Source organism: Streptomyces sp. DG1A-41, from assembly GCF_037055355.1.
Classification (GTDB): Bacteria; Actinomycetota; Actinomycetes; order Streptomycetales; family Streptomycetaceae; genus Streptomyces.
In genome coordinates this window covers 2821387-2845451 of the sequence record NZ_CP146350.1, presented here as the reverse complement: position 1 = coordinate 2845451, position 24065 = coordinate 2821387, and the positions used below count along the sequence as shown (strand labels likewise).

12 protein-coding genes and 3 tRNA genes are annotated in these 24065 nt (G+C 68.8%); 8 read left to right on the top strand and 7 right to left on the bottom strand.

What is annotated here, in order from left to right:
* The first annotated feature begins 28 nt into the window (after window positions 1-28).
* Together dnaG and V8690_RS13275 are read left to right on the top strand one after the other, a co-directional pair.
* Window positions 29-1951 carry a DNA primase gene (gene dnaG / locus V8690_RS13280; RefSeq protein WP_338778549.1) on the top strand — a complete coding sequence of 641 codons (1923 nt, stop codon included), beginning with the start codon at window positions 29-31 and terminating at the stop codon, window positions 1949-1951.
* 86 nt (window positions 1952-2037) lie between these two features.
* Window positions 2038-3330 (top strand): sigma-70 family RNA polymerase sigma factor, encoded by a 1293-nt coding sequence (locus tag V8690_RS13275; protein WP_338778547.1) that lies wholly within the window; start codon window positions 2038-2040, stop codon window positions 3328-3330.
* Window positions 3331-3464: 134 nt separating this feature from the next.
* On the opposite strand, the gene V8690_RS13270 is transcribed toward V8690_RS13275, so the two are convergent.
* The 4 genes from V8690_RS13270 to V8690_RS13255 all read right to left on the bottom strand — a co-directional run bounded on the left by V8690_RS13270 (window position 3465) and on the right by V8690_RS13255 (window position 9133).
* Window positions 3465-5393: an ABC transporter ATP-binding protein gene (locus V8690_RS13270; RefSeq protein WP_338778545.1), complete on the bottom strand. Its 1929-nt coding sequence runs from the start codon at window positions 5391-5393 to the stop codon at window positions 3465-3467.
* Window positions 5393-7126 carry an ABC transporter ATP-binding protein gene (locus tag V8690_RS13265; protein WP_338778543.1) on the bottom strand — a complete coding sequence of 578 codons (1734 nt, stop codon included), beginning with the start codon at window positions 7124-7126 and terminating at the stop codon, window positions 5393-5395. The genes V8690_RS13270 and V8690_RS13265 overlap by 1 nt, the downstream gene beginning before the upstream one ends.
* A 102-nt stretch (window positions 7127-7228) precedes the next feature.
* A complete protein-coding gene (locus V8690_RS13260) occupies window positions 7229-8674 on the bottom strand; it encodes an FGGY family carbohydrate kinase (protein WP_338778541.1) in 1446 nt (481 codons plus the stop codon).
* 153 nt (window positions 8675-8827) lie between these two features.
* Window positions 8828-9133, bottom strand: a complete 306-nt coding sequence (locus V8690_RS13255; protein WP_037671666.1) for a YtxH domain-containing protein — start codon at window positions 9131-9133, stop codon at window positions 8828-8830.
* Window positions 9134-9291: 158 nt separating this feature from the next.
* Here V8690_RS13255 and V8690_RS13250 point away from each other — a divergent pair.
* The 3 genes from V8690_RS13250 to V8690_RS13240 all read left to right on the top strand — a co-directional run bounded on the left by V8690_RS13250 (window position 9292) and on the right by V8690_RS13240 (window position 9704).
* Window positions 9292-9364, top strand: a tRNA-Asn gene (locus tag V8690_RS13250).
* 5 nt (window positions 9365-9369) lie between these two features.
* A tRNA-Asn gene (locus tag V8690_RS13245) sits at window positions 9370-9442 on the top strand.
* Window positions 9443-9630: 188 nt separating this feature from the next.
* Window positions 9631-9704: transfer RNA gene (locus V8690_RS13240), tRNA-Ile, on the top strand.
* Between the two features lie 354 nt (window positions 9705-10058).
* On the opposite strand, the gene V8690_RS13235 is transcribed toward V8690_RS13240, so the two are convergent.
* Together V8690_RS13235 and V8690_RS13230 are read right to left on the bottom strand one after the other, a co-directional pair.
* Window positions 10059-10472 (bottom strand): PIN domain nuclease, encoded by a 414-nt coding sequence (locus V8690_RS13235; protein ID WP_338778536.1) that lies wholly within the window; start codon window positions 10470-10472, stop codon window positions 10059-10061.
* Entirely contained in the window at window positions 10469-10732 is a 264-nt protein-coding gene (locus tag V8690_RS13230) for a type II toxin-antitoxin system VapB family antitoxin (protein WP_301980795.1), read from the bottom strand. The genes V8690_RS13235 and V8690_RS13230 overlap by 4 nt, the downstream gene beginning before the upstream one ends.
* Before the next feature lie 370 nt (window positions 10733-11102).
* Here V8690_RS13230 and V8690_RS13225 point away from each other — a divergent pair, with 370 nt between their 5' ends.
* From V8690_RS13225 to V8690_RS13215, 3 genes are all read left to right on the top strand, one after another.
* Window positions 11103-14720, top strand: a complete 3618-nt coding sequence (locus V8690_RS13225) for a LamG-like jellyroll fold domain-containing protein (protein WP_338778532.1) — start codon at window positions 11103-11105, stop codon at window positions 14718-14720.
* A gap of 257 nt (window positions 14721-14977) precedes the next feature.
* Entirely contained in the window at window positions 14978-21463 is a 6486-nt protein-coding gene (locus tag V8690_RS13220; RefSeq protein WP_338778530.1) for an RHS repeat-associated core domain-containing protein, read from the top strand.
* A gap of 4 nt (window positions 21464-21467) precedes the next feature.
* Window positions 21468-21782: a hypothetical protein gene (locus V8690_RS13215; RefSeq protein ID WP_301980792.1), complete on the top strand. Its 315-nt coding sequence runs from the start codon at window positions 21468-21470 to the stop codon at window positions 21780-21782.
* 1012 nt (window positions 21783-22794) lie between these two features.
* On the opposite strand, the gene V8690_RS13210 is transcribed toward V8690_RS13215, so the two are convergent.
* On the bottom strand, window positions 22795-23991 hold the full coding sequence (locus tag V8690_RS13210; RefSeq protein WP_338778526.1) for a hypothetical protein: 1197 nt from the start codon (window positions 23989-23991) through the stop codon (window positions 22795-22797).
* Between the last annotated feature and the right edge of the window lie 74 nt (window positions 23992-24065).

The following is a 24065-nucleotide window of genomic DNA, read 5'->3' as shown; positions in this document are numbered from 1 at the left end:
TGTCGGTTCTGCCCCGTAGAATTCACGCGTGGCAGGACGGATCAACGACGAGGACGTGAAGGCGGTACGGGACGCGGTCCCGATCGACGCCGTCGTGTCCGAGTACCTCCAGCTGCGGGGCGCGGGCGGCGGCAACCTCAAGGGTCTCTGCCCGTTCCACGACGAGAAGTCACCGTCCTTCCAGGTCAGCCCGAGCAAGGGCCTGTTCCACTGCTTCGGCTGCCAGGAGGGCGGCGACACCATCACGTTCGTGATGAAGATCGACCACCTTTCCTTCTCGGAGGCGGTCGAGCGCCTGGCCGGCCAGGCGGGCATCACCCTGCGCTACGAGGAGGGCGGGTACAACCCCTCCCACCAGCGCGGCGAGCGCATCCGCCTGGTCGAGGCCCACAAGATCGCGGCCGAGTGGTACGCGGAACAGCTCGCGACCTCCCCCGAGGCCGACACCGGCCGGGTCTTCCTCGCCGAGCGCGGTTTCGACCAGGCCGCCGCCGTCCACTTCGGCGTCGGCTACAGCCCCCAGGGCTGGGACCACCTGACGCGCTATCTGCGCGGCAAGGGCTTCTCGGACAAGGAGATCATCCTCTCCGGCCTCGCCCAGGAGGGCCGCCGCGGCCCCATCGACCGGTTCCGCGGCCGCCTGATGTGGCCCATCCGCGACATCGGCGGCGACGTCGTCGGCTTCGGCGCCCGCAAACTGTACGAGGCGGACAACGGCCCCAAATACCTCAACACGCCCGACACGGCGATCTACCGGAAGTCCCAGGTCCTCTACGGCATCGACCTGGCGAAGAAGGAGATCGCGAAGACGTCCCGCGCGGTCGTGGTCGAGGGCTACACGGATGTGATGGCCTGCCATCTGGCCGGCGTCACGACCGCCATCGCCACCTGTGGCACGGCCTTCGGCGGCGACCACATCAAGATCCTCCGCCGCCTGCTGATGGACAACGGCTCGGCCCGCGTCATCTTCACCTTCGACGGCGACGCGGCCGGCCAGAAGGCGGCCCTGCGCGCGTTCGAGGACGACCAGAAGTTCGCGGCCGAGACGTACATCGCCATCGCCCCCGACGGCATGGACCCCTGTGACCTGCGCCTCGCCAAGGGCGACGAGGCGGTGGCGGATTTGGTCGAACCGCGCACGCCCCTCTTCGAGTTCGCCCTCCGCCAGATCGTCGTCCGCTACGACCTCGACACCCCCGCGGGCCGCGCCGCCGCCCTGGACGAGGCGGCCCCGATCGTCGCCCGCATCAAGAACAGCGGCGCCCAGCACGAGGTCGCCGTCCAGCTCGCCGGCATGCTCGGCATCCTCGACACGCAGTTCGTGGTCAAGCGCGTGGCGCAGCTGGCCCGCTGGGCCCGCGACCGCGGCGGCAAGGGCCCGGCCCCGGACCGGCACCAGCACGGATCGCAGCAGTACGTCTCCGCCCAGCCGTCCGCCGCCCCCCGAGGCCCGGCCCTCAACCTCCGCAACCCCGTCTACGCCACCGAACGAGAGCTCCTCAAACTCGCCCTCCAGCGCCCCGAGTTGGTTTCCCCGGCCTTCGACGCGTACGGCGTCGACGAGTTCACCGCCCCGCCCTACGCCGCCGTACGCCAGGCCATCATGGACGCCGGCGGCGCCGAACTGGGCGTCGTGGACCCCCAGGACTACCTGGTCAAGGTCCGTGAGGCCGCCCCGGACGACGCGGTGCGCGCGATGGTGACGGAACTGGCCGTCGAGGCGATCCTGCTGCACAAGGGCGTGAAGGGCGTCGACGAGACCTACGCGGGCGCCCAGTTGGTCACCGTCCGCCGCCGCGCCGTCGAGCGCCGCATCCGCGACATCCAGAGCCAGCTCACCCGCCTCGGCAGCCACGGCGACCCGGCCCAGCTGGCCGCCGTGCAGAACGAACTCTGGGTCCTCCAGCAGTACGACCAGGCCCTCCGGGAACACGGCGCCGCCGCGCTCTGACGTCACCGCGCGGTCACGGACCGGAAGCAAAAAGTCATCGCACGCCCCTCGTGGCGACGATGTGTCTTACCCCACACTGGGTTCCGGTGCCTGAGTCCTCGGAGCGCGGCCGATCCGTCCCCGACGGGTCCCACACCCCCGCGGTTCCGCTCATCGCGTACGGGACGGACAGCGGCGAGGCCGCCGACTCCGCCCCCGAAGTACCGCTGCCGCCCGCCTCGGCAGCGATCATCCTGGAGGTCGCCCCCGTGCAGACCCAGACCCTCACCCAGACCGACGTCAGCAGCGCCCTCGGCGCCGACGGCACCGCACCGGACGCGGAGGACGATGTCCTCCCCGCGGTTCCGGCGCAGGGCCGCGTCGTGCTCCGCCCCGAGACGGAACCGGAGGAGCCGCCCGCCGAGGTCATCGAGACGGCCGAGGCTCCCGAAGCCGTCGAACCGCCGCCGGCCCGCCCCGACACCGGCGGCCCCTCCTCGGACCTGTTCCGCCAGTACCTGCGGGAGATCGGCCGTATCCCCCTGCTGACCGCCGCCGAGGAGGTCGAACTCGCCCGCCGCGTCGAGGCCGGCCTGTTCGCCGAGGAGAAGCTGCGGCTCGCCCCCGACCTGGACAGCCAGCTGGCGCTGGACCTCGACCGGCTCGTCGTCATGGGCCGGATGGCCAAGCGCCGGCTCATCGAGGCCAACCTGCGCCTGGTCGTCTCCGTCGCCAAGCGCTACGTCGGGCGCGGGCTGACCATGCTCGACCTCGTCCAGGAGGGCAACCTCGGGCTCATCCGGGCCGTCGAGAAGTTCGACTACGCCCGCGGCTACAAGTTCTCCACCTACGCCACCTGGTGGATCCGCCAGGCCATGTCCCGCGCCCTGGCCGACCAGGCCCGCACCATCCGGGTCCCCGTGCACGTCGTGGAGCTCATCAACCGGGTCGTGCGCGTCCAGCGCCGCATGCTCCAGGAGCGGGGGTACGAACCGACGCCGGAAGAGGTCGCCGCCCACCTCGACCTGCCCCCGGAGCGCGTCAGGGAGGTGCTGCGCCTGGCCCAGGAGCCGGTGTCGCTGCACGCGCCCGTGGGCGAGGAGGACGACGTCGCCCTCGGCGACCTCATCGAGGACGGCGACGCCACCAGCCCCGTCGAATCCGCCGCGTTCCTCCTCCTCAAGGAGCACCTGGAAGCGGTCCTGTCGACCCTGGGGGAGCGGGAGCGCAAGGTCGTCCAGCTCCGCTACGGCCTCGCCGACGGCCGCCCCCGCACGCTGGAGGAGATCGGCCGCATCTTCGGCGTCACCAGGGAACGCATACGGCAGATCGAGTCGAAGACCCTGAACAAACTCCGCGACCACGCCTTCGCGGACCAGCTGAGGGGCTACCTGGACTGAGCGCCGGGTGCCGCTGACGCGGGCCGAGCTGCGGGCAGTCGTGCCGCTGGGGCGATGGGGGTCCCCCTGCTCGAGCGGAGCCGAGAGCTTGGGGGAGGGTGCGCGCAGCGGCACCCCGGCGCCGGGACAACCCCTCAGTCCACCTCGGCCACCGCCTGCGCGAACTGCGCCTTGTACAGCCGGGCATAGGCCCCGCCCGCCGCCAGCAGCTCCTCGTGCGTGCCCTGTTCCACGATCGCCCCGTTCTCCATCACCAGAATCGTGTCCGCGTCCCGGATCGTCGACAGCCGGTGCGCGATGACGAACGAGGTACGTCCGTGCGCCAGTTTGGCCATCGCCTTCTGGATGAGCACCTCCGTACGCGTGTCGACCGAGCTCGTCGCCTCGTCGAGCACCAGGATCACTGGTTCGGACAGAAACGCCCGGGCGATGGTGATCAGCTGCTTCTCACCCGCGCTGACCCCCGACCCCTCGTCGTCGATCACCGTGTCGTACCCGTCCGGCAGCGTACGGATGAACCGGTCCGCGTGCGCGGCCCGGGCCGCCTCCTCGATCTCCCCGCGCGTGACGTCCCGGGCGGCCCCGTACGCGATGTTCTCCGCGATCGTGCCGCCGAACAGCCACGTGTCCTGGAGCACCATGCCGATCCCGGCGCGCAGTTCGTCCCGGGACATCCGCGCGATGTCGACCCCGTCGAGGGTGATGCGCCCGGCGGTGACGTCGTAGAACCGCATCAGCAGGTTCACCAGCGTCGTCTTGCCGGCGCCCGTCGGGCCGACGATGGCGACCGTCTGCCCGGGCTCGACCTTCAGCGACAGGTCCTCGATCAACGGCTTGTCGGGGTCGTAGCGGAACGACACGTGCTCCAGCGCCACCTGTCCGCGCAGGGTCTCCGGCCGCACCCCCGGCACGGGATCGGCACTCTGCTCCTCCGCGTCCAGCACTTCGAAGACCCGCTCTGCCGAGGCGACACCCGACTGCACCAGGTTCGCCATGGAGGCGACCTGCGTCAGCGGCATGGAGAACTGCCGCGAGTACTGGACGAAGGCCTGCACATCACCGATGGACAGCGAGCCCGAGGCGACCCGCAGCCCGCCGACGACCGCGACCAGCACGTAGTTGAGGTTCGACACGAAGAACATCAGCGGCTGCATGACCCCGCTGTTGAACTGCGCCCGGAACCCGGCCTCGTACAGCGCGTCGTTCTGCTCGGCGAACTGCTTCGCCGACTCCTCCTGCCGGCCGAACACCTTCACCAGGGCGTGCCCGGTGTACATCTCCTCGATGTGCGCGTTCAGCTTGCCCGTCGTGCGCCACTGCTGCACGAAGTGCGGCTGCGACCGCTTGCCCACGCGGGTGGCGATGACGAACGACAGCGGCACGGTCACGAGCGCGACCAGCGCCAGGATCCAGGAGACGTAGAACATCATCGCGAGCACGCCGATGATGGTCAGCACCGAGTTGATGAGCTGCCCCATCGACTGCTGGAGTGTCTGCCCGATGTTGTCGATGTCGTTCGTCGCGCGGGACAGCACCTCGCCGCGCTGGCGCTTGTCGAAGTACGACAGCGGCAGCCGCGACAGCTTCGTCTGCACGTCCTCGCGCATCTGGAACATGGTCCGGTTGACGGCCCGGTTGACCAGCCGCGTCGCCACCGCCATCAGCAGCCCGGCCACCGTGAACACGCCCAGCGCGAGCAGCAGCACATGCCCGACGGCCGTGAAGTCGATGCCCTGGCCGGGCGTGAAGTCGGTGCTGCGCAGCATGTCGGCGACGTCACCGTCCCCGCGCTGCCGCATGGAGTCGAGGACCTGCTCCTTGCTCGCCCCGTCCGGCATGTCCCGCCCGACGATGCCCGCGAAGACCAGGTCGGTCGCCTTGCCGAGGATCTTCGGCCCGACGACGTTGAGGCCGACGCTGAGCACCACGCACAGCAGCAGCACGCAGATGGTGACCCGCTCCGGCCGGAACCGCGCGACGAGCCGTTTGCCCGATCCCTTGAAGTCCAGCGAGCGCTGGTCGGGGCCGCCCCCGGCCATCATCCGCCCCATGGGCCCGGCCATCAGGCAGCCTCCGCTTCCGTGAGCTGGGAGAGCACGATCTCCCGGTAGGTCTCGTTGTCCGCCATCAGCTCGTGGTGCCGGCCGGTGCCGACGACCCGGCCCTCGTCGAGGACGACGATCCGGTCGGCGTCCCGGATGGTCGCCACCCGCTGGGCCACGATCACCACGGTCGCCTCCGCGGTCTCCTGCGCGAGCGCGGCCCGCAGTGCGGCGTCCGTGGCGTAGTCGAGCGCGGAGAAGGAGTCGTCGAAGAGGTAGATCTCGGGGCGCTGCACGAGGGTCCGTGCGATCGCGAGCCGCTGCCGCTGACCGCCGGAGACGTTCGTCCCGCCCTGCGCGATCGGCGCGTCCAGCCCGCCCTCCAGCCGCTCCACGAAGTCCCTGGCCTGCGCCACCTCCAGCGCGTGCCACAGTTCCTCGTCGGTGGCGTCCGGATTGCCGTAGCGCAGGTTGGTCGCCACCGTGCCCGCGAACAGATACGGCTTCTGCGGCACCAGCCCGACGGTCTTCGCGAGCAGCTCCGGGTCGATCTCCGCCACCTCGACCCCGTCCACGAGCACCTGCCCGTCGGTCGCGTCGAACAGCCTGGGGACCAGTCCGAGCAGCGTGGACTTGCCGCTGCCGGTCGAACCGATGACGGCGGTCGTCTCGCCGGGCCGGGCGACGAGGTCCACGGCCCGCAGCACCGGCTCCTCGGCACCCGGATAGCAAAAGCCCGCCCCGCGGAGCTCCAGATGACCGTGCCGGCGCAGCTCCCGCACGGGCGCCGACGGCGGCACGACACTCGACGAGGTGTCCAGCACCTCCTGGACGCGTTCGGCACACACCTCCGCGCGCGGCACCATCATGAACATGAAGGTGGCCATCATCACGGACATGACGATCTGCATCAGATAGGCGAGGAAGGCCGTCAGATCACCGATCTGCATCCCGCCGCTGTCGATCCGGTGCGCCCCGAACCACACCACGGCGATCGACGACAGGTTCACCACCGTCATGACGATCGGGAACATCAGCGCGAGCAGGTTGCCGGTGCCCAGCGCGAAGTCCGTGAGATCGGTGTTGGCCTTCCGGAAGCGCTGCTGCTCGTACTCGTCCCGGACGAAGGCCCGGATGACGCGGTTGCCGGTGATCTGCTCGCGCAGCACCCGGTTCACCGTGTCCAGCCGCACCTGCATCGACCGGAACAGCGGCCGCAGCCGCCGCACGATCAGCGTCACGCAGACGCCCAGCACCGGCACGACCGCCACCAGCACACCGGACAGCGGCACGTCCAGACCGAGCGCCAGCACGATGCCGCCCACGCACATGATCGGCGCCGACACCATCAGCGTGAACGTCATCAGCGCCAGCATCTGCACCTGCTGGACGTCGTTCGTCGTCCGGGTGATCAGCGACGGCGCCCCGAAGTGACCCACCTCACGCGCGGAGAACGACTGCACCCGGTCGAACACGGCCGCCCGCACGTCCCGGCCGAGCGCCGCAGCCGTACGGGCGCCGTAGTACACGGCACCGATGTTGCAGACGACCTGGACCAGCGAGATGCCGATCATCAGGGCGCCGTAGCCCAGGATGTAGCCGGTGTCGCCGTTGACGACGCCCTGGTCGATGATGTCCGCGTTCAGCGTGGGCAGGTAGAGCGTGGCGCAGGTTTGCAGGAACTGCAGCAGCACCAGCAGGGCGATGGGTCTCTTGTAGGGCCTGAGAAAGGTCCGCAGGAGTCGTATGAGCACGCTGCTTCTCTCGGAGTGGACGACGGGGCGGTTGGTTGCCCCTGGCCCCTATCGTCGAACACTCCACCCGCGTTACCTCAACCGAATTAACCCAACAGGCGGTCAAAACGCCCCGGGGTGCGTCTGCTCCCGCACCGACACGAACTGCTGCCGCACCGCCTGCCCCACGGCCAGCTCCTCCCCGGGTTCCAGCACCTGCGCGACCGCGCCCTGCCAGGCCGGCGGGGTCCGCGCGTCGAGCGTGCCCTGGGACGTCCCGAGCGCCCAGGCCGCCTGCCGGGCGGCGCCGATCGCCGTGTAGTCCGCCGGCTGCGGCACCACGACCTGTGTCCCGAAGAGCGACGGCGCGGCGGACTGCACGGCGGGCAGTTCGGCGGCCGGACCGAGCAGGAACACCCGCCGCACCTCCACGCCCCGGGCGCGCAGCACGTCCAGCGCGTCCGCGAGCCCGCACAGCATGCCCTCGAACGCGGCCCGTGCCAGATGCTCCGCCTTCATCGACTCGCGCCGCAGCCCCGCCAGGGTCCCGGCGGTGTGCGGCAGGTTCGGCGTCCGCTCACCCTCCAGATAGGGCAGCAGCACCAGCCCGTGCGCCCCCGGCGTCGACTTCATCGCCAGCTCGGACAGGCTCTCCAGATCGGGCAGCCCCAGCAACTCGGCGGTCCCGCGCAGCGTCCGTACGGCGTTCAGCGTGGTGACGACCGGCAGGTGCATGCCCGTCGCGTCGGCGAGAGCGGTGATCATCCCGGAGCCGTCGACCAGCGCCTCGGGGTGCACGGCCATCACGGACCCGGACGCGCCCAGCGACACGACAGCGTCCCCGAGACCGATGCCGAGCCCGAACGCCGCCGCCATGGTCTCGCCGGTCCCGACGGAGATCAGCAGTCCCTCCGGCGTCGTACCGGCCGCGTCCGCCGGGCCGATCACCTCCGGCAGCATCACCTGGTGCCCGAGCGCCAGCTCGACCAGGTCGGGCCGGTAGGCGCCGGTCGCCGCGGACCAGTACCCGGTGCCGGACGCCCCGCCCCGGTCGGTGGTCCGTCGCACCGGCCGGCCCAGCAGTTGCCACACCAGCCAGTCGTGCGCCTGCATGAGGATCGCTGTGCGCTGCGCGTTCTCGGGCTCGGTCCGGGCCAGCCAGCGCAGTTTCGTCACCGGCTGGGCGGCCTGCGGCACACACCCCACTGCCTGCGCCCACGCCTCGCGCCCCCCGAGCGCGTCGATCAGATCGGCCGCCGCGACCTGCGTCCGTTTGTCACCTCCGACCATCGCCGGCCGCACGGTGTTGCCCTGCGCGTCCAGCGGCACGACGGCGTTCTGCTGCGACGAGACGCCGATGGCCTGCACGCCCTCCAGCAGGCCGCCGCCCGCGGCCTCGCCCAGGGACAGCAGCCAGGCCTGCGGGTCGACGTCGGACGGCCGGCCGCCGTCGGGGCTCTCCACCGGATGCGGTGCATATCCCTGCCTGAGCACGGCTCCGGTGTCCGTGTCACAGACGACGATACGAGTGAAATCGGGTGAACTGTCCAACCCGGCGACTATCCCCATGGCCAAAATTCTGCCGTACCGCTGCGCTGGCCTGAGCCGTGGGCGCCGTGGGGTGTGTCGCCGGGTTTCGGGTGCGGGCCTCGTCGTGGCTGGTCGCGCAGTTCCCCGTGTCCCTTGCGGGCACGCCCGTGCGCGGCGCCTGAGAAGGAACTGTTACGTATTGCTCGTACCCCAGTCGTCCTCGCCGCCGTTGTGGGTGGCCCGCTCCTTGAGGTGGCGGACTCGCTCGGCCACCGAGTCGGGGACGCGGTCGCCGACCTTGTCGCTCACCACGTGGTACGCCTTGCCCGCGAACTCGCGGCCCTGGTGGGCCGCCGACTCCGCGGTGTTGCGGACGGCGGGGTTCTGCGCGAACTGGCGGGCCGACTTCTTCAGCTGTTCGTAGCGCTCGCGCCCGGCCCTCGTGCCCAGCACGTAACCCAGGACGACTCCGGCGACGAAAGTGAGCCGGTAACGCATGGCGGTCACCCTTCCCTTGCGTGGGTCTTCGGTGCGGCGTGGGCGCCGGGGAGTACCGATTGGCGGAGCACCCCCCTGCTTGCGCTAATGTATGTGTCGCAGCGAGCGGGCGCCCCCTGGCGAATACCCAGGTAGGTACGTTCGATGCAACGAGACCTTCCTCGGTAGCTCAATTGGCAGAGCAGCCGGCTGTTAACCGGCAGGTTACTGGTTCGAGTCCAGTCCGGGGAGCTCGGTCCTCCGTAGCTCAATTGGCAGAGCAGCCGGCTGTTAACCGGCAGGTTACTGGTTCGAGTCCAGTCGGGGGAGCACGCTGAACGAGGACCCCGCAGGGGTCCTTTTTCATGTCCGTTCCGATCTTCTGGGAACCGCGCGGGGCTGGTCGCAGTCCTCATGGTCACGAAGGCCGTGCGAAGCCGACCATCCGAAGCAGGAGATCGTATGAGCGGCTATGCTGCGGCAGACGGCGCGCACACATGTACGCGACACGCCGCTATGGGGCGGTAGCTCAGCCGGTTAGAGCAGCGGACTCATAATCCGTCGGCCGTGGGTTCGAGTCCCACCCGCCCCACTGTGCACCCCTGTGAGCTGCGGAAACGTCTCAGTCGGCGGGCGGATTCAGGACGTTGCTCCAACGGGGCTGAATCCGCTGCCCGTGAGTTCAACTCCGTGGCCGCCAGTGTGCGGTGGGATCGCTTTTGACCTGCGCAGACGTAACGGCCCACGGCTGGAGGACGGCGTCGTGGGTGGCTGTGCGAGCGTAGGGACGTCGAATTCTGGACGCCGGCTGGACACGAGGATCCGGAAGTGCTGCCAGGTGGCCTTGGTGGCCGGGGGACGGCACGGAAGCGGCCCAGTCCGCCGCGATATGACCGCCGGTCGGCCGGTCGGGAGAAGCTCGGTGCCCGTCGGTACCGCGCGAGTCCTACTGCCTGAGGTCGATCCTGCGGACCGGCTGCCCTGTCGTGCGGGCGATGGTGTCGAAGTCGCGGTCGTAGTGGAGGAGGGTGAGTCCGGCCTCCTCGGCGGCTGCCGCCACGAGGAGATGGACGGGGCCCGCGCTGCGGTGTCCTCCCTTGGCGGTCAGCTGTTCCTGGATGGTGCGGGAGCGGCGGTAGACACCGTCGGGCATGGGGCACCAGGCGTAATGGGCGTCGAGGGCCGCCTTCAAGCGGGTGCGGTCCGTTGCGGAACGTGCCGAGTAGAGGACTTCCAGTTCGGTGAGGTCGCAGATCGCGACGAGGCCGGCGGCGATCCTGTCGTCCCATTCGGCGGTGTTCTGTCGGAGGAGGATGCGGGCGAGGGCGGAGGTGTCGATGAGGTAGTCGGCGACGGTCACGCGTCCACTCCGGGGCTGCGATCACCGCGTGCCGCGTCGGCGCTCGTATGGCGGTATGCCTGCTTGTCCAGCAGCATGTCGATGTCCAGGGCGCCCTCGGCTACTAGTTCGCGGGCCTCTTCGAGAGAACGCAGGCGCCGATAGCGGGCCGTGACTTCCCGCAGGGCGGTGTTGATCGTGTCGCGCTTGGTGGTGGTGCCGAGTTCCTTGGCTGCTTCCTCCAGCGCCTCGTCGTCGAGATCGATGACCGTCCGACTCATGATGTCCCTCCTCTTCATGCATGTATCAATTGAAGTGTATCAAGATACAAGATCCTTTGTATCTTTCTGGTGGCGCGAAGGCCGTGGTGAGGTGTACGCGTTTGACGGCCTCCAAGCCGTCGACGGTTATCGCACCGATGTGCGACGCCTGTCGCCAAGGTGAACGATCAAAGTCTTTGCTCGTATCTGGGCGGTTGCTTGTCTGATCTTGAAGCCTCCCTTGGACTTCAATACTGCTGCTCCTGCCATGCTCCTCAATCGCCAAGTGATTGTGATCAGTTCGTCAAGTGTTCAGGGGTGGGCTGTGGGGGATTCTGGGGGTAGACGTGTACGGTCGTCGCGTACAGCGTGGCTGGCTGCGTTCGTCTTGTTGATTCAGCCTGTCGCGACGGCCGCCGCCTATACGGCCGTTGCCAGTGGCCAGGACACCGGTTCCGACGGCACGACCTCCCTCTCTGCGGAGGCCACCGCCTCGCAGAAGGCGGTGGCGAGTGGTTCCGCGGTTGAGGTCGACGCCGACCGTACGGAGTACACGACGACGTACGCCAATCCGGACGGCACGACGTTCACGCTGGACCAGTCGACGGTGCCGGTGCGGGTGCACCATGACGACGGGGCGTGGGTGTCCCCGGATCCGAGCCTGGAGGTGCGGTCGGACGGGACGGTCGGCCCGAAGGCGACGGTGGTGGATCTGGCGTTCTCTGACGGCGGTGACGGTTCTGGGCTGGTGGACATCGCCCGGGGCGGCAAGTCGTTGCGGCTGGGCTGGCCAGGGACGCTGCCGAAGCCGACGCTGGACGGAGCGAGCGCGGTCTACGCCGATGTGCTGCCCGGCGTGGACCTGCGGATGACGGCGACGACCGAGGGCTTCCGCGAGCTGCTGGTCGTGAAGACCCCGCAGGCGGCTGCCGATCCGGAGCTGAAGAAGGTTGCCTTCTCGCTGCAGTCGGACGGCCTGACGGTGGCGTCGACGAGCGGCGGCGGGATGACCGCCGTGGACGACGACGCGCGCCCGGTCTTCTCCGCTCCGGCGGCCCTGATGTGGGACTCGCAGGGCGACGCGACTACCTCCGGCTCGTCCACCCAGTTGGAGCGGACGGCTGCGGTCACGCAGGCGAGTGACCCATCCCCGTCGGCCACCACGGACCCGTCCACCGGCACATCGGCGGACGGCACGGCGGGGCCGGGTGACGGCGACACCTCGGCGGTGCTGCCGGTTCAGGTCGGCACGGATTCGCTGGCCGTGGTGCCAGACGCGGGCATGCTGGCCAACAGCGACAGCAGTGCCTACCCCCTCTACATCGACCCCAGTGTGGGCCTGGACCAGACGGCCCACACGTATCTGCGCTCGGACGGCGTCAGTGACTTCAACTGGGGCAACGGCAGCAACAACGAGGGCAAGGGCACGGGGCACTGCTCTTCGTGGAACGGCTACTACTGTGGCCCCGGCTACACCGAGCGGCTGTACTTCCAGTTCTCGCCAAGCAGCCTGGCGGGCAAGAAAGTGCTGTCGGCGACGTTCCGGGCGACCGAGAGCTGGTCGTTCACGTGCGATGCGCGCTGGGTCGACCTGGAACGAACCAGCAACATCTCGTCGTCGACCACCTGGTCGACCCGCCCCTCGTATCTGGGGGTGATGGCCAGCCGTGACGTGTCGGCGGGCCGTGGCTCTCTGTGTGACCCTTCGCAGCCGCCGGCGCCGATCGAATTCAGCGGCTCGAGCCTGACTTCTACTGTGGGGGACTTCGCCGCGGGGAAGTTCTCGCGGCTGACCTTGCTGCTGAAGGCCCGGGATGAGAGCGACACCAGTGCCTGGAAGCGGTTCCGGAATGACGCGGTGCTTTCGGTGACCTATCTGGGGCTGCCCGCGGCGCCGACCAAGGCGGGCATCGTCGAGGGCAGCGGGATCAGCTGCGAGACCGATTCCACAGACCCCGATGTGATCACGGACCCCACGCCGAGCCTGAGTGCGACGGTGTGGACCGCGACCGGGGGCGGCAGCGGAGCGAGCCTGCGCGCGCACTACTACATCCAGCAGAGGAACAGCGACGGCACCTGGTCGGTGGCGACCGAACCGGTGCGGCCCACAAGCGGTTATGTCGGCAACGGCACGGTGCTCACGTACCCGTCCCCGATCACGCTGTCCGAGGGACCGTTGTACCGGCTGGCAGTGTTCAGCCGCTCCTACTACAACAGCGGCGAGAGCTACCTGGAGTCGCACAGCACGGTGACCACCAAGGGCTGGTGCTACTTCAAGGTGGACACCACCGCCCCCAAGGCGCCCACGATCACCTTCGGCAGCCCTTACTCGGAGTGCACGGCCAACGCGTGCGCCCCCGCCGGCGGGCCGGGTGTGGCGGGCCAGTTCACCTTCGCGCCGGCATCGGGGGACACCAACGCCGCCTACGAGTACAAGCTGGCGACCTCCACCGCCTGGTCCAAGCCGATCTCCGGAAACAAGGTCACGGCCGGGATCACTCCCCAGTTGGCGGGCACCCAGCAACTGCAGGTGCGGGCGCAGGACAGTGCCCAACGCTGGGGCGCGAAGACGATCGTGAAGTTCAATGTCGCCGAGGGGCAGACGGCGATCGGCCGCTGGCACTTCGACGACGCGGCACCGGGCTCCGGCGTGACCACGGCCGCGGACACGGCGACCGAGGGCACACGTCACTCGGCGACCCTCTACACCCAAGGCGCGGGCTGGTCCTCACTCGCCCGCCGTGGCGACCAGGACCGTTCGCTCTGGCTGAACGACACCTCCGACACGACCCGACAGTCCGGGTATGCGGCAACTGCCGCACCGGCCGTCAACACGCAGTCGTCGTTCACCGTTTCCGCCTGGGCCTACCTGGCGGACGGGTCCGACTACCGCACGGTGGTCTCGGAGACGGGCAGCGACGGCTCCGGCTTCGCCCTGTACTACTCGCCGGGCATCCAACGCTGGGTGTTCCTGTGGAACTGGTACGAGAACGGGGTGCGCAAGTACCTGGGCGCCAACGCCGCCGCGGCCGGGGTGCCGCTGAAGGTGTGGACGCACCTGACCGGCGTCTACAACTCCAAGGACCGCACGATCTCTCTGTACGTCAACGGCCGCTTGCAGGGGGCGCCGGTCGCGCTGCCCAGCACGTCGGACGCCACCGTCACCGACGGGACCCTGCAGTTCGGCCGGGTCGCCTTCACCCCGGGCAGTTACGTGAACTACTGGCGGGGCAGGGTCGACGAGGTGGCCGTCTGGCAGCGCGCCCTGACCGACGACGAGGTCGCCACCGAGGACCAACTGCTCGACGGCAACAATGTGCCGGGCGTGGAGTTGATGGGCGCCTGGAACCCGGACGGCGCGAGCGGAAGCACGCTGGCGGACACCACCTCCGGATACGGCCGTACGCTCACCCTGGCCGGCGGCGCCTCGCTCGACGGCCAGGCCGTCGTCCTGAACGGAACAGATGGCGCGGCCACCGCGCCCGGACCGGTGCTCGACGACACGGCCTCGTTCACCGCCACCACGCTGGTGGACATCGACCGCGACGCCTTGCTCTCCAAGCCGGTCGGATACACGGCGCAGGTGGTCGGCCAGCGCAGCGCGGACGGCTCCGCCTGGGGTTTCTGGTACCAGCTGACCGGAACCGACCTCGACCCGGACACCGACACCACGGTTCCGGTCGGCAAGTGGTACTTCGGCCGGCTGAACACGGACGGCGGTTTCGACGGCGTGGTCTCCGACGAGGCCGCGGTCCTGGGCAGCCCGGTCCGGATGACGGGCACGTACGACGCCCCGTCCGGCACGATCCACTTCTACCTCGGGCCCGACGAGAACGGCGCCGACGCCCCTCATCCCTACACGGCGGTGGCGGGGTCCGGCGAGTTCGCGGCCGGTGAGGGATACGTGGGCGGAGCCTGGGGCCACCACCTGCCGGGAAAGATCACCGACATCAGGCTGTGGACCGGCGCCATGGCCAACCAGCAAGTCACCGACACCATCGGAGACTGACCCATGTGACAGGCACGAGGTGGGGCGGCGTCAAGCAGCCGCCCCACCCGGCCAGACTCCCTTGTCCCCTTGCTCTTTTGATCCCTTGGCGTGTGCAGGCGGCCGGTAGCGGTCGCGGGAGGCTAGTCATGAGTTCCGGCATGAAGGCTCGTTGGATGGGCACTGCTCTGACCCGCGGTGTGCTGTCGCCGTGGCGTCGACCCGCACCGGGTCGGGGTCCACGGCGTCGGCGGGCACCTGTGGTCGCGGCGCTGTGCATGGCGCTGGTCGTTCCTGCGGGGCTCGGGGTCCCGGCGGCTCACGCTGCCGGGGGCGGCCTGGGCAAGCCGGCGCTGCCGAAGCAGCGGGTCGACAAGGTACGGAAACATCTGGGCCTGGGCTCGAAGAAGGCCCGTGCGCAGGTCGCCAAAACCGGGGCCGTCAACGCGGCCCAGGCCCAGCGCGCACATGCCCAGCAGCACGTGGTCTGGCCGCACACCGCCGAGGTGACCGGGCGAATACCGGGGCAGGGCGTGGCCAAGCTGACGGCAGGAGGACTGCCGATCACCGTCGTGCCCGGGCGGGGGACCGGTTCGGCGGTGGGCCAGGTTCGGGTGCGGGTTCTCGGACAGCAGCAGGCCCGGGCAGCGGGCATCAAGGGTGTGCTGTTGACGGCATCAGTCGCCGAGCCGGGCTCCGCCCAGGTGAGCGTCGACTACTCGGCGTTCGCCTCCGCCTACGGCGGGGGCTGGTCCGGTCGCCTGCGGCTGGTTCAGCTCCCGGCGTGCGTGCTGACCACGCCGCGGAAGGCCGCCTGCCGGACACAGGCCCCGCTCGGCTCGCACAACAACATCAGTGCTCAGACGCTGTCGGCCAAGGTCAGTTTGGGGAAGGCCGGCAGCGGCACTGCGCGGGCCTCGCGCTCGGCGCCACGCACGTCGTTGATGGCTGCCGGCACAACGTCGGCCACGGTGCTGGCCGTGACCGCCACCTCATCGGGGGAATCGGCCTCCGGTGCCGGCAACTACGCGGCCAGCCCGCTCTCGGCCTCCTCCAGCTGGGAAGCAGGCAGTGCTTCGGGCGGCTTCACCTGGTCCTACCCGCTGACCACTCCGCCGGCCGCAGCGGGACCGTCGCCGCAGCTGTCGTTGTCGTACGACTCGGGGAGCGTGGACGGCAGGACGGCTTCGACGAACAACCAGGGAACGCTCGTCGGTGAGGGCTTCGGCGACGTGGCATCCTCCTACGTCGAGCGGTCCTACGCCTCGTGCGACGACGACGGCGAGAGCGGCAAGTACGACGAGTGCTGGAAGTACGACAACGCCTCGCTCGTGCTGAACGGAAAGTCCACCGAACTGGTGAAGGACGACACCACCGGCGTCTGGCACCTGAAGGACGACGACGCCTCCACCGTCACCCACTCCACCGGCGCCGACAACGGCGACAACGACGGGGAGTACTGGACCGTCACCACCGGCGACGGCACCAAGTACGTCTTCGGCCTGAACAAGCTGCCCGGAGCGGACACCCAGCGCACCAACTCCGTATGGACCGTGCCGGTATTCGGCAACAACTCCGGCGAGCCCGGCTACGACCAGGGCTCCGCCTTCGCCGACCGGTCCCTCGACCAGGCCTGGCGCTGGAACCTGGACTACGTCGTGGACCTGCACGCCAACGCGATGTCGTACTGGTACACCGCGGAGACCGACTACTACGGAAAGAACGGCGCGACCACCGGCACCGCCCAGTACACGCGGGGCGGCTACCTCACCAAGATCCTCTACGGGCAGAACAAGGACACCCTGTTCACCGGCACCGCCTCGGACGAGGTCACCTTCAGCTATGACGAGCGGTGCACCGCCTCCGACTGCTCCTCGCTGACGTCCTCCACCGCCTCCAGCTGGCCCGACGTCCCGTACGACTCCATCTGCGCCTCCGGCGCGGACTGCAAGGCCACCGGCCCGGCGTTCTTCACCCGCAAGCGCCTGACGAGCATCGACACCCACGCATGGTCGGCCGCCTCCAGCACCTACACGGATGTTGACTCCTGGGCGCTGACCCAACAGTTCCTCGACCCGGGCGACATCGGCAACAGCACAGACCAGACCCTCGTCCTCAAGAGCATCCAGCACACCGGAAAGAACGGGACCGCGATCTCCCTGAACCCGGTCACGTTCACCTACCAGATGCGGGAAAACCGGGTCGACTCCTCCACGGACAATGTCCTGCCGCTGAACCGGCCCCGCATCCAGACCATCACCTCCGAAGCCGGCGCCATCACCACGGTGACGTTGTCCGACCCGGAATGCATACGCGGCTCGAACATGCCGTCGTCCGAGGACAACGACACGATGAGCTGCTACCCGGTCTACTGGCACGTCAACGGCGCCACCGAGGCGTCGCTGGACTGGTTCAACAAGTACCGGGTCACCGACGTCATCACCTCCGACCCCACCGGTCTGGGCGAGACGATGGAGAACCACTACAGCTACTCCGGGCAGGCCTGGCACTACAACAGCGACCCGTTCACCCCGGCCAAGGAGCGCACCTGGTCCGACTGGCGCGGCTACCGCACCGTCACCACGCTGAAGGGCGCCTCCAGCGAAACCCAGTCCAAGACCGTGTCGCTGTATCTGCAGGGCATGGACGGTGACAAGCAGAAGGACGGCACGACACGCTCGGTCTCCGTCCCGGGCATCGGCTTCACCGGCCTGAGCGTGGCCGATCAGACCGACAGCGACCGCTTCGCCGGCTTTACCCGCGAGCAGATCACCTACAACGGGTCCACCCCGGTCACCGTCACGGCCAACGACCCCTGGTCCAGCCGCACGGCCAGTCAGCAGAAGTCGTACGCTGACATCGAGGCCTACTTCGTCCGCACCTACAAGACGCAGACCTCGACCTACCTCACCGCTGCCGCCAAGTGGCGCACCCGCAGCGTGACCACCAGCTTCGACAGCTACGGCATGCCCGCCACCGCCTACGACGCCGGCGACACGGCCGTCACTGGCGACGAGACCTGCACACGCACCTGGTACGCCCGCAACGACACTCTGGGCATCAACTCCCTGGTCTCCCGCACCCGCGTCGTCGGCCGCGCCTGCTCCACCGCCGAGACCGACCTGAGCCTGCCGACCTCGACGAGCACTCGCGGGGACGTACTGTCCGATGCGGCCACGGTCTACGACTCCACCACCGCCACCGCCTGGACCGCGTCCCAGACCCCGACCCTGGGGGATGCGAACTGGACCGGACGTGCCGCCGCCTACCCCGCCACGGCCACCAACGGTGAGCGGTCCCCGACCTCCTGGCAGACCGTCGACAAGACCACGTACGACACCCTGGGCCGGCCCTTGAACGTGACCGACGCGCTGGGCAACCCGACGACCACCGTCTATACCCCGACCACGACGGGACCGCTCACCAAGACAACGGTCACCAACGCGAAGACCCAGAAGTCCTACACCTACTTCGACTACGCCCGCGGCACTCCCGTCAAGGTCTACGACGTCAACACAAAGCTGACCGAGTCGACGTACGACGCGCTCGGCCGGGTGACCGCCGTCTGGCTGCCCAACCATCTGCGCGCCGCCGGATACGGCGCCAACTACACGTACGCCTACTCCGTCACCAACAAGGCCCCGTCCTGGGTCTCGTCCTCCAGCATCCTCGCGGAAGGCGTCTACAACACCAGCTACTCGATCTACGACTCGCTGCTGCGGCCGCTGCAGACCCAGTCCCCGACCGCGAACAGCGGCCGGCTGCTGACAGACGTCCGCTACAACAGCCGCGGCCTGGCCTACGAGACCTACGCCGACGTCTTCGACTCCACCGCCACCCCGTCCGGCAGCTACGCCCGCGCCGAATACGGCGGCGCGCCGAAGCAGACCGACACGGTCTTCGACGGCGCCGAACGCCCGACCAGCAGCAGTTTCTACGTCTACGGCGTCAAGAAGCGGGCCACATCGACGACGTACACCGGAGACTCCACTGCCACCACCGCCCTGGCCGGAGGCTCCGCGGCCCGCACCATCACCGACGTCTTCGGCCGCACCACCGAGCAGCGCGAGTACTCCGGTACCGACCCGGCCGACACCGCCTACGGTGCGGGCGTCGGCGCTGCCTACACCTCCACGAAGTACACCTACACCCGTGACTCCAAGCCGGACGTCGTCACCGGCCCCGACGGCACACAGTGGTCCTACACGTACGACCTGTTCGGCCGTCAGACCTCGGCGACAGACCCGGACAAGGGCACGAGCACGACGTCTTACACCGACCTGGACCAGGTCGCCACCACCACCGACTCCCGCAAGACCACCCTCCTGTACGGCTACGACGAACTCGGCCGCAGGACCGACCAGTGGCAGACGGCCAAGACGGACGCCGACAAGCTCGTCCACTGGGCCTACGACACCCTGGCCAAGGGGCAGCTGGACTCGTCCACCAGTTACGTCGGAGGGGTGACCGGCACCGCCTACACCCGCAAGGTCACCGCCTACGACAGCCTGTACCGGCCGACCACCACCCAGTTGCTCCTGCCCTCGACCGACGCCCTGGTCACCTCCGGCGCCGTCACCTCCACGCTGACCCTCTCGACGTACTACAACCTCGACGGCACCCAGCAGTACATCTCCGAACCGGCCGCCGGGGGTCTGGCCGCGGAGAAGGTCGTCACCCATTACGACAGTGCCGGTCTGCCCACGGACGTCGCCGGCCTCAGCGGCTACCTGCTCGGCGCCGCCTACTCCGAAATCGGCCAGCCCCAGCAGTTCACCCTGGGCACCTCCACGGCCGCGGGCACCAAGAAGGCCTACATCACCAACACCTGGGAGGAAGGCACCGACCGGCTCAAACAGTCGGCGGTCACTGACCAGACCCACAACTACGAGCTGCAGGAACTGAACTACGGCTACGACGATGCGGGCAGCGTCACCTCCATCACCGACCCCACCACCCTCGGCGGCACCGGCAAGGCCGACAACCAGTGCTTCGCCTACGACGGCCACCAACGCCTGACCGAGGCCTGGACCCCGTCCACGGCCGACTGCTCCGCCTCCGGCCGTACCACCGCGAACCTCGGGGGCGCCGCCCCGTACTGGACCTCGTACCGCTACACCGACGGCGGCCTGCGCTCCACGGAGACCAGCCACACCTCCACCGGTGACACCACCAGGACGTACTGCTACGGCGACAACGCTCACCCCCACGGCCTGACTGCCATCACCACGGCCACTTCATGCACAGGTGTGACCGCGACGTACGCCTACGACGCGACCGGCAACACCACCGGCCGCCCGAACGGCACCGACACCCAGAGCCTTACCTGGAGCCCCGAAGGCCAACTCGGCACCCTCACCGAGAAGTCCGGTTCCGGCACCACGAAGAGCACCACCAGCCACGTCTACGACGCCGACGGCACTCTTCTGATCCGCCGCAACACCGGCGGAGAGACCGTCCTCTACCTCGACGACGGCACAGAGGTACACCTCGACACTTCCACCTCGACCGCCAAGTACTGGGCCCAGCGGTACTACAACGCCGGCGGCCAGGTCATCGCTCTGCGCACCGACAAGACCGGCACCGAGACCCTCTCCTGGCTCTCGTCCGACCAGCACGGCACCAGCAGCCTTGCCCTCGACGCCACCAGTCAGGCGGTCACGAAGCGATACAGCACCCCCTTCGGCGCCTCTCGCACCGGCGGCACCGGCAACTGGCCCGACGACAAAGCCTTTCTCGGTAAGTCCGCCGACTCTTCCACCAGCCTCACCTACGTCGGCGCCCGCGAATACGACGCGGCCACCGGGCGTTTCCTCAGCGTCGACCCGGAACTCGACACGAGCGACACCCAATCCCTCAATGGCTACACCTACGCCGACAACAGCCCGGTGACCCAGAGCGACCCCACGGGCCTGGAAAGCTGTGGGCCCGTTCACTTCTGCTCCGGAAACAACGGCACGTACGGCACCTATCACCCTGAACAAGACCCAGGGTCGAAGAAGTACAAGGGCTCCAGCTACTACTGCGACACGCACAGATGCGGCGGCGGCGGTGGCACCGGCAGGGCCCCGGCGAGCGATCCGGTAACGATCGCGCCGATCCCGCCGCGCCAGTTCGGCGAGGAGGCGAAACGCGCATGGCTCGACGCACTCCACATGGTCGACAAGCAGAACCGGATGACGGACTCCAACGACATGTGGGACGCCCGCAACGGAATCCACCTGGCGAGTGAGACGTTCTGGGAGGTCTTCTGCGACGAGGCCCCCGGAGCCTGCCCCAAGAGCCGGCCCGATGCTCACAACTCCACCGACTTCGGGTATTTCCCGATGGCTTCGTCGGACTCGTCGGGAGAGTCACTCAAAGACGTTCTGCGTGGAGGGCCCTCGGCAGCAGCTGCCGGAATCTGGTACAGAAATCTGCGCCCCGACGAGGATCCGGCAGAGGGATTGTTCGCCAAGAACGTCGACGGTGACTACACCATCAACGTGCAGATAGGTCAGGGGAGTCGGGTACGGACCCAGTGGATTTCGGTGACGAAGAGCTGGGATGTGATCAAGAAGTGGCGCCAGCCCGGTCAGCGGGTCGCTATCATCGACGGCGACAAAGTCGAGGCGCGGCTGGTCGATCTCACCTCGGCGGAAAACAGGGCAAGGTACCTGCGGGGATGGTCTGCGAACACAAACGCGCAATCATCGCAAGAGGCTCTGGTCGAGAGATACATAAACCCAAGCGCCATCATCGGAATGGTCGAAGATGAGGAATGATCCAGTGGACGAGGAACTTGTGTCGCAGCTGAGCGAAGCGGCTGACGGATTCATCGTTCCCCTGCGCCTGAACGACGGATTCGATCGGCTCGCGCTGGACGAGCTGTGCAGGCAGATCGACCGGCTCGGGCAGCACTGGCGCACGGCCGAGGTCATTCCGAAATCGGCCGCCCTCATCCTCTCGGAGCTGTATCCGGCGATCAGTGCCTGCGCCGACCTTTACACGGGGGGCGAGCGGCAGAGAATGATCGAGGCCGCGGTGCGGGTCGGGGAAAGGGTCACCTACGCCTTGGACCCCGCGGGAGAACCCGAGATGTGAGGCCTCGCGCCGCACCGCCACCGCACACGACGAGCCCCGGACCACCTGTCCGGGGTTCGCTCGATCATTCGGTCTCCGCCAGTCCGCCACCTCCCGCTCCCCTGGCAGTCAACGGCGTCCCCGCCGACGGGAAGACTCGGCGGGACAGCGCCTCACAGGGTGGCGGTCGGACATGCTCGAGAGATGCGGGTCAACGGGTGGGAACGCCGATCGGCGTGGCTGTGGGCAGGGCGGCGGTTCGCAGCGGCGTATTCGAGCATGATCTTCGGCTCCCAGTCCCGGGTGACGAGTTCGACGTCGGCCAGGTCGTGCCAGGGCTTGCGGGACCTGATCAACTCCGCCTGCTGAGGAATGTTGGCTACGGCAGCGGACTTGTCCGATCCTGGACGCGTTCTGGACGCAGGTTGGACACAAGGATCGGGAAGGACTGACAAGGGCCGAGAAGGACTGAGGCACCAAACCCTATCTGACCTGGGAAGACGGCCATCATGAGCGTAGATCGACAAGGGCCGCCAAGATCCCCAAAGGACTCATAGTCCGTCGGCCGTGGGTTCGAGTCCCACCCGCCCCATTACTCGCTACGCGGGGAGAACCGTTTCTACCTGCGGAAACGTAGGAGCGGTGGTCGCCACTCCAACGGGCCGACCACCGTTCACCCGGGCATATCAAGATCCAGGGGTCCTACAGGGGCCCGGAGGGCGCCGCTCGGGTCACGCAGGGGCCTGCGCCACCTCCTGAGGCGGTTCTTGATCTTGCTCGCTGGCTTCGAGAAGAGCGCCTGTCAGGCTTTCACGTCCCAACGACGCTGCTTCCACCTGTGAGGGGTGGCCGGCCAAGCCGTTTTCTGTGCGGGACGACGAGTCCGGTGTTGATGTAGGCGCCGTCGCCCAGCACCGTGAGGGGCGCAGTCGCTGGATGACCCGGCACACCGTCGCCGGTGAGACGGCGAACAGCGGCGCGAGCTGCCGCTGGGCGTCTGTCACCCTGACGGCAGGGGCGGCGCGCCCTTCGGTCACCGGCCTACGGGATCTCCTTCGGTGCCGTCGTGCCGCGTGCGCAGCATCGCGTGACCGCCGTGGTGCAAGGGGGTGCCCAGCTGCAAGTGGGCTGCTTCGCAGGCCGTTCGGGCGTCGAAAACGTGAATCTCGCCGTGGCCGCCACGGATGACGGCGACCCAGTCCGCGCCGGGTGAGGCGGCCACCGCACGGCGTTGGACGCCCTCCCAGGGGGTGCCTCCGCGTCGGGGGGCGCCGTCCATGGAGGGGAGGGGGGCACGGCGTACGGTCTCGCCGGCGTCCAGCAGGATCAGTTCGTCGCCGTCGGGATGGATGCGGGTGAACGCGGTGTGGTCCTTGGCGAGGGCCAGCCGGAAGACCAGTCCCGGGCCGAGTTCCGTAACGGTCGTACGGTCCGTTTGCAGGTCGTGGCGCCATGCTTGATTCGTCCACTCCGGCCATCGCAGTGGATCTGCGGGGCCGCCACGCAGGGTCGACCACAGGCTCCGTCGTCGCGGGTCGAGACGCAGGTACCAGCCCCGGGCCGGTGAACCCCACGGGATCACCGGCTCCGGAACGAGTGCGTCGCCCTCACGGCGAGCCCGGCGCACCCCCTCGCCCGTGGCCGCGAACACGCGACCGGTGTACGGGTCTTGTGCATCGCCGTGCCCGTCGTCCGGCAGAGGGAGGTGTGCGTGGGGCGTGACCGCTGGGCAGCCGGGCGGTGCGTCGAGCAGGTCGGGGAACCGGTGAACGGCCAGCGCGCCGGGTTCCCGGTGCCGCAGGACGGCCAGGGGGGTGCCGCCGCCCAGTACCGTCACCCCCGGCTCGCCCATGCGCGTCCGCACCCGGGCCGCGTCTCCCGTGGCCAGGTCGACGACCGTGAGCAGATCCGACCACGGTTCGCCGTTCTTGCCCAGGCCTGTCGTGACGGCTGCCCACCGGCCGGAAGGGTCACAGGCGAGGTGCTCGGCCGGCACGGCGACCGGCACAGCGGCCTCAACCAGCTCACGGCCGAAGGGATCGAGGACCAGCAGTTCGCCCCTGCGGTCGTCGACGCACGCCGCCCGCCCCCTCGGCAGTGCCAGAAAGCCGGCGTGCTCGGAAAGATGACGTCGGGTGAGGCGGTGCACCTCGACGCCGTCCGGCATGGTCAGTACGTGGACGGATCCCCCGACATGGTCGGAGACGAGCAGTAGCGGGTCGTCGTTCATCGAGAGGCTCCAGCGAGAAAAGGGGTCAGTTGAAAACGATTATCATGTATTGTCGACGCGTTCCGGAGCCATGA

What these genes read in the sequence shown, in the direction of transcription:
- V8690_RS13270 (WP_338778545.1), bottom strand. Translation starts at nt 5,393, where the DNA reads ATGGCCGGGCCCATGGGGCGGATGATGGCCGGGGGCGGCCCCGACCAG.
- V8690_RS13260 (WP_338778541.1), bottom strand. Translation starts at nt 8,674, where the DNA reads ATGGGGATAGTCGCCGGGTTGGACAGTTCACCCGATTTCACTCGTATC.
- V8690_RS13255 (WP_037671666.1), bottom strand. Translation starts at nt 9,133, where the DNA reads ATGCGTTACCGGCTCACTTTCGTCGCCGGAGTCGTCCTGGGTTACGTG.
- V8690_RS13230 (WP_301980795.1), bottom strand. Translation starts at nt 10,732, where the DNA reads ATGAGTCGGACGGTCATCGATCTCGACGACGAGGCGCTGGAGGAAGCA.
- V8690_RS13220 (WP_338778530.1), top strand. Translation starts at nt 14,978, where the DNA reads ATGGCGCTGGTCGTTCCTGCGGGGCTCGGGGTCCCGGCGGCTCACGCT.
- V8690_RS13210 (WP_338778526.1), bottom strand. Translation starts at nt 23,991, where the DNA reads ATGAACGACGACCCGCTACTGCTCGTCTCCGACCATGTCGGGGGATCC.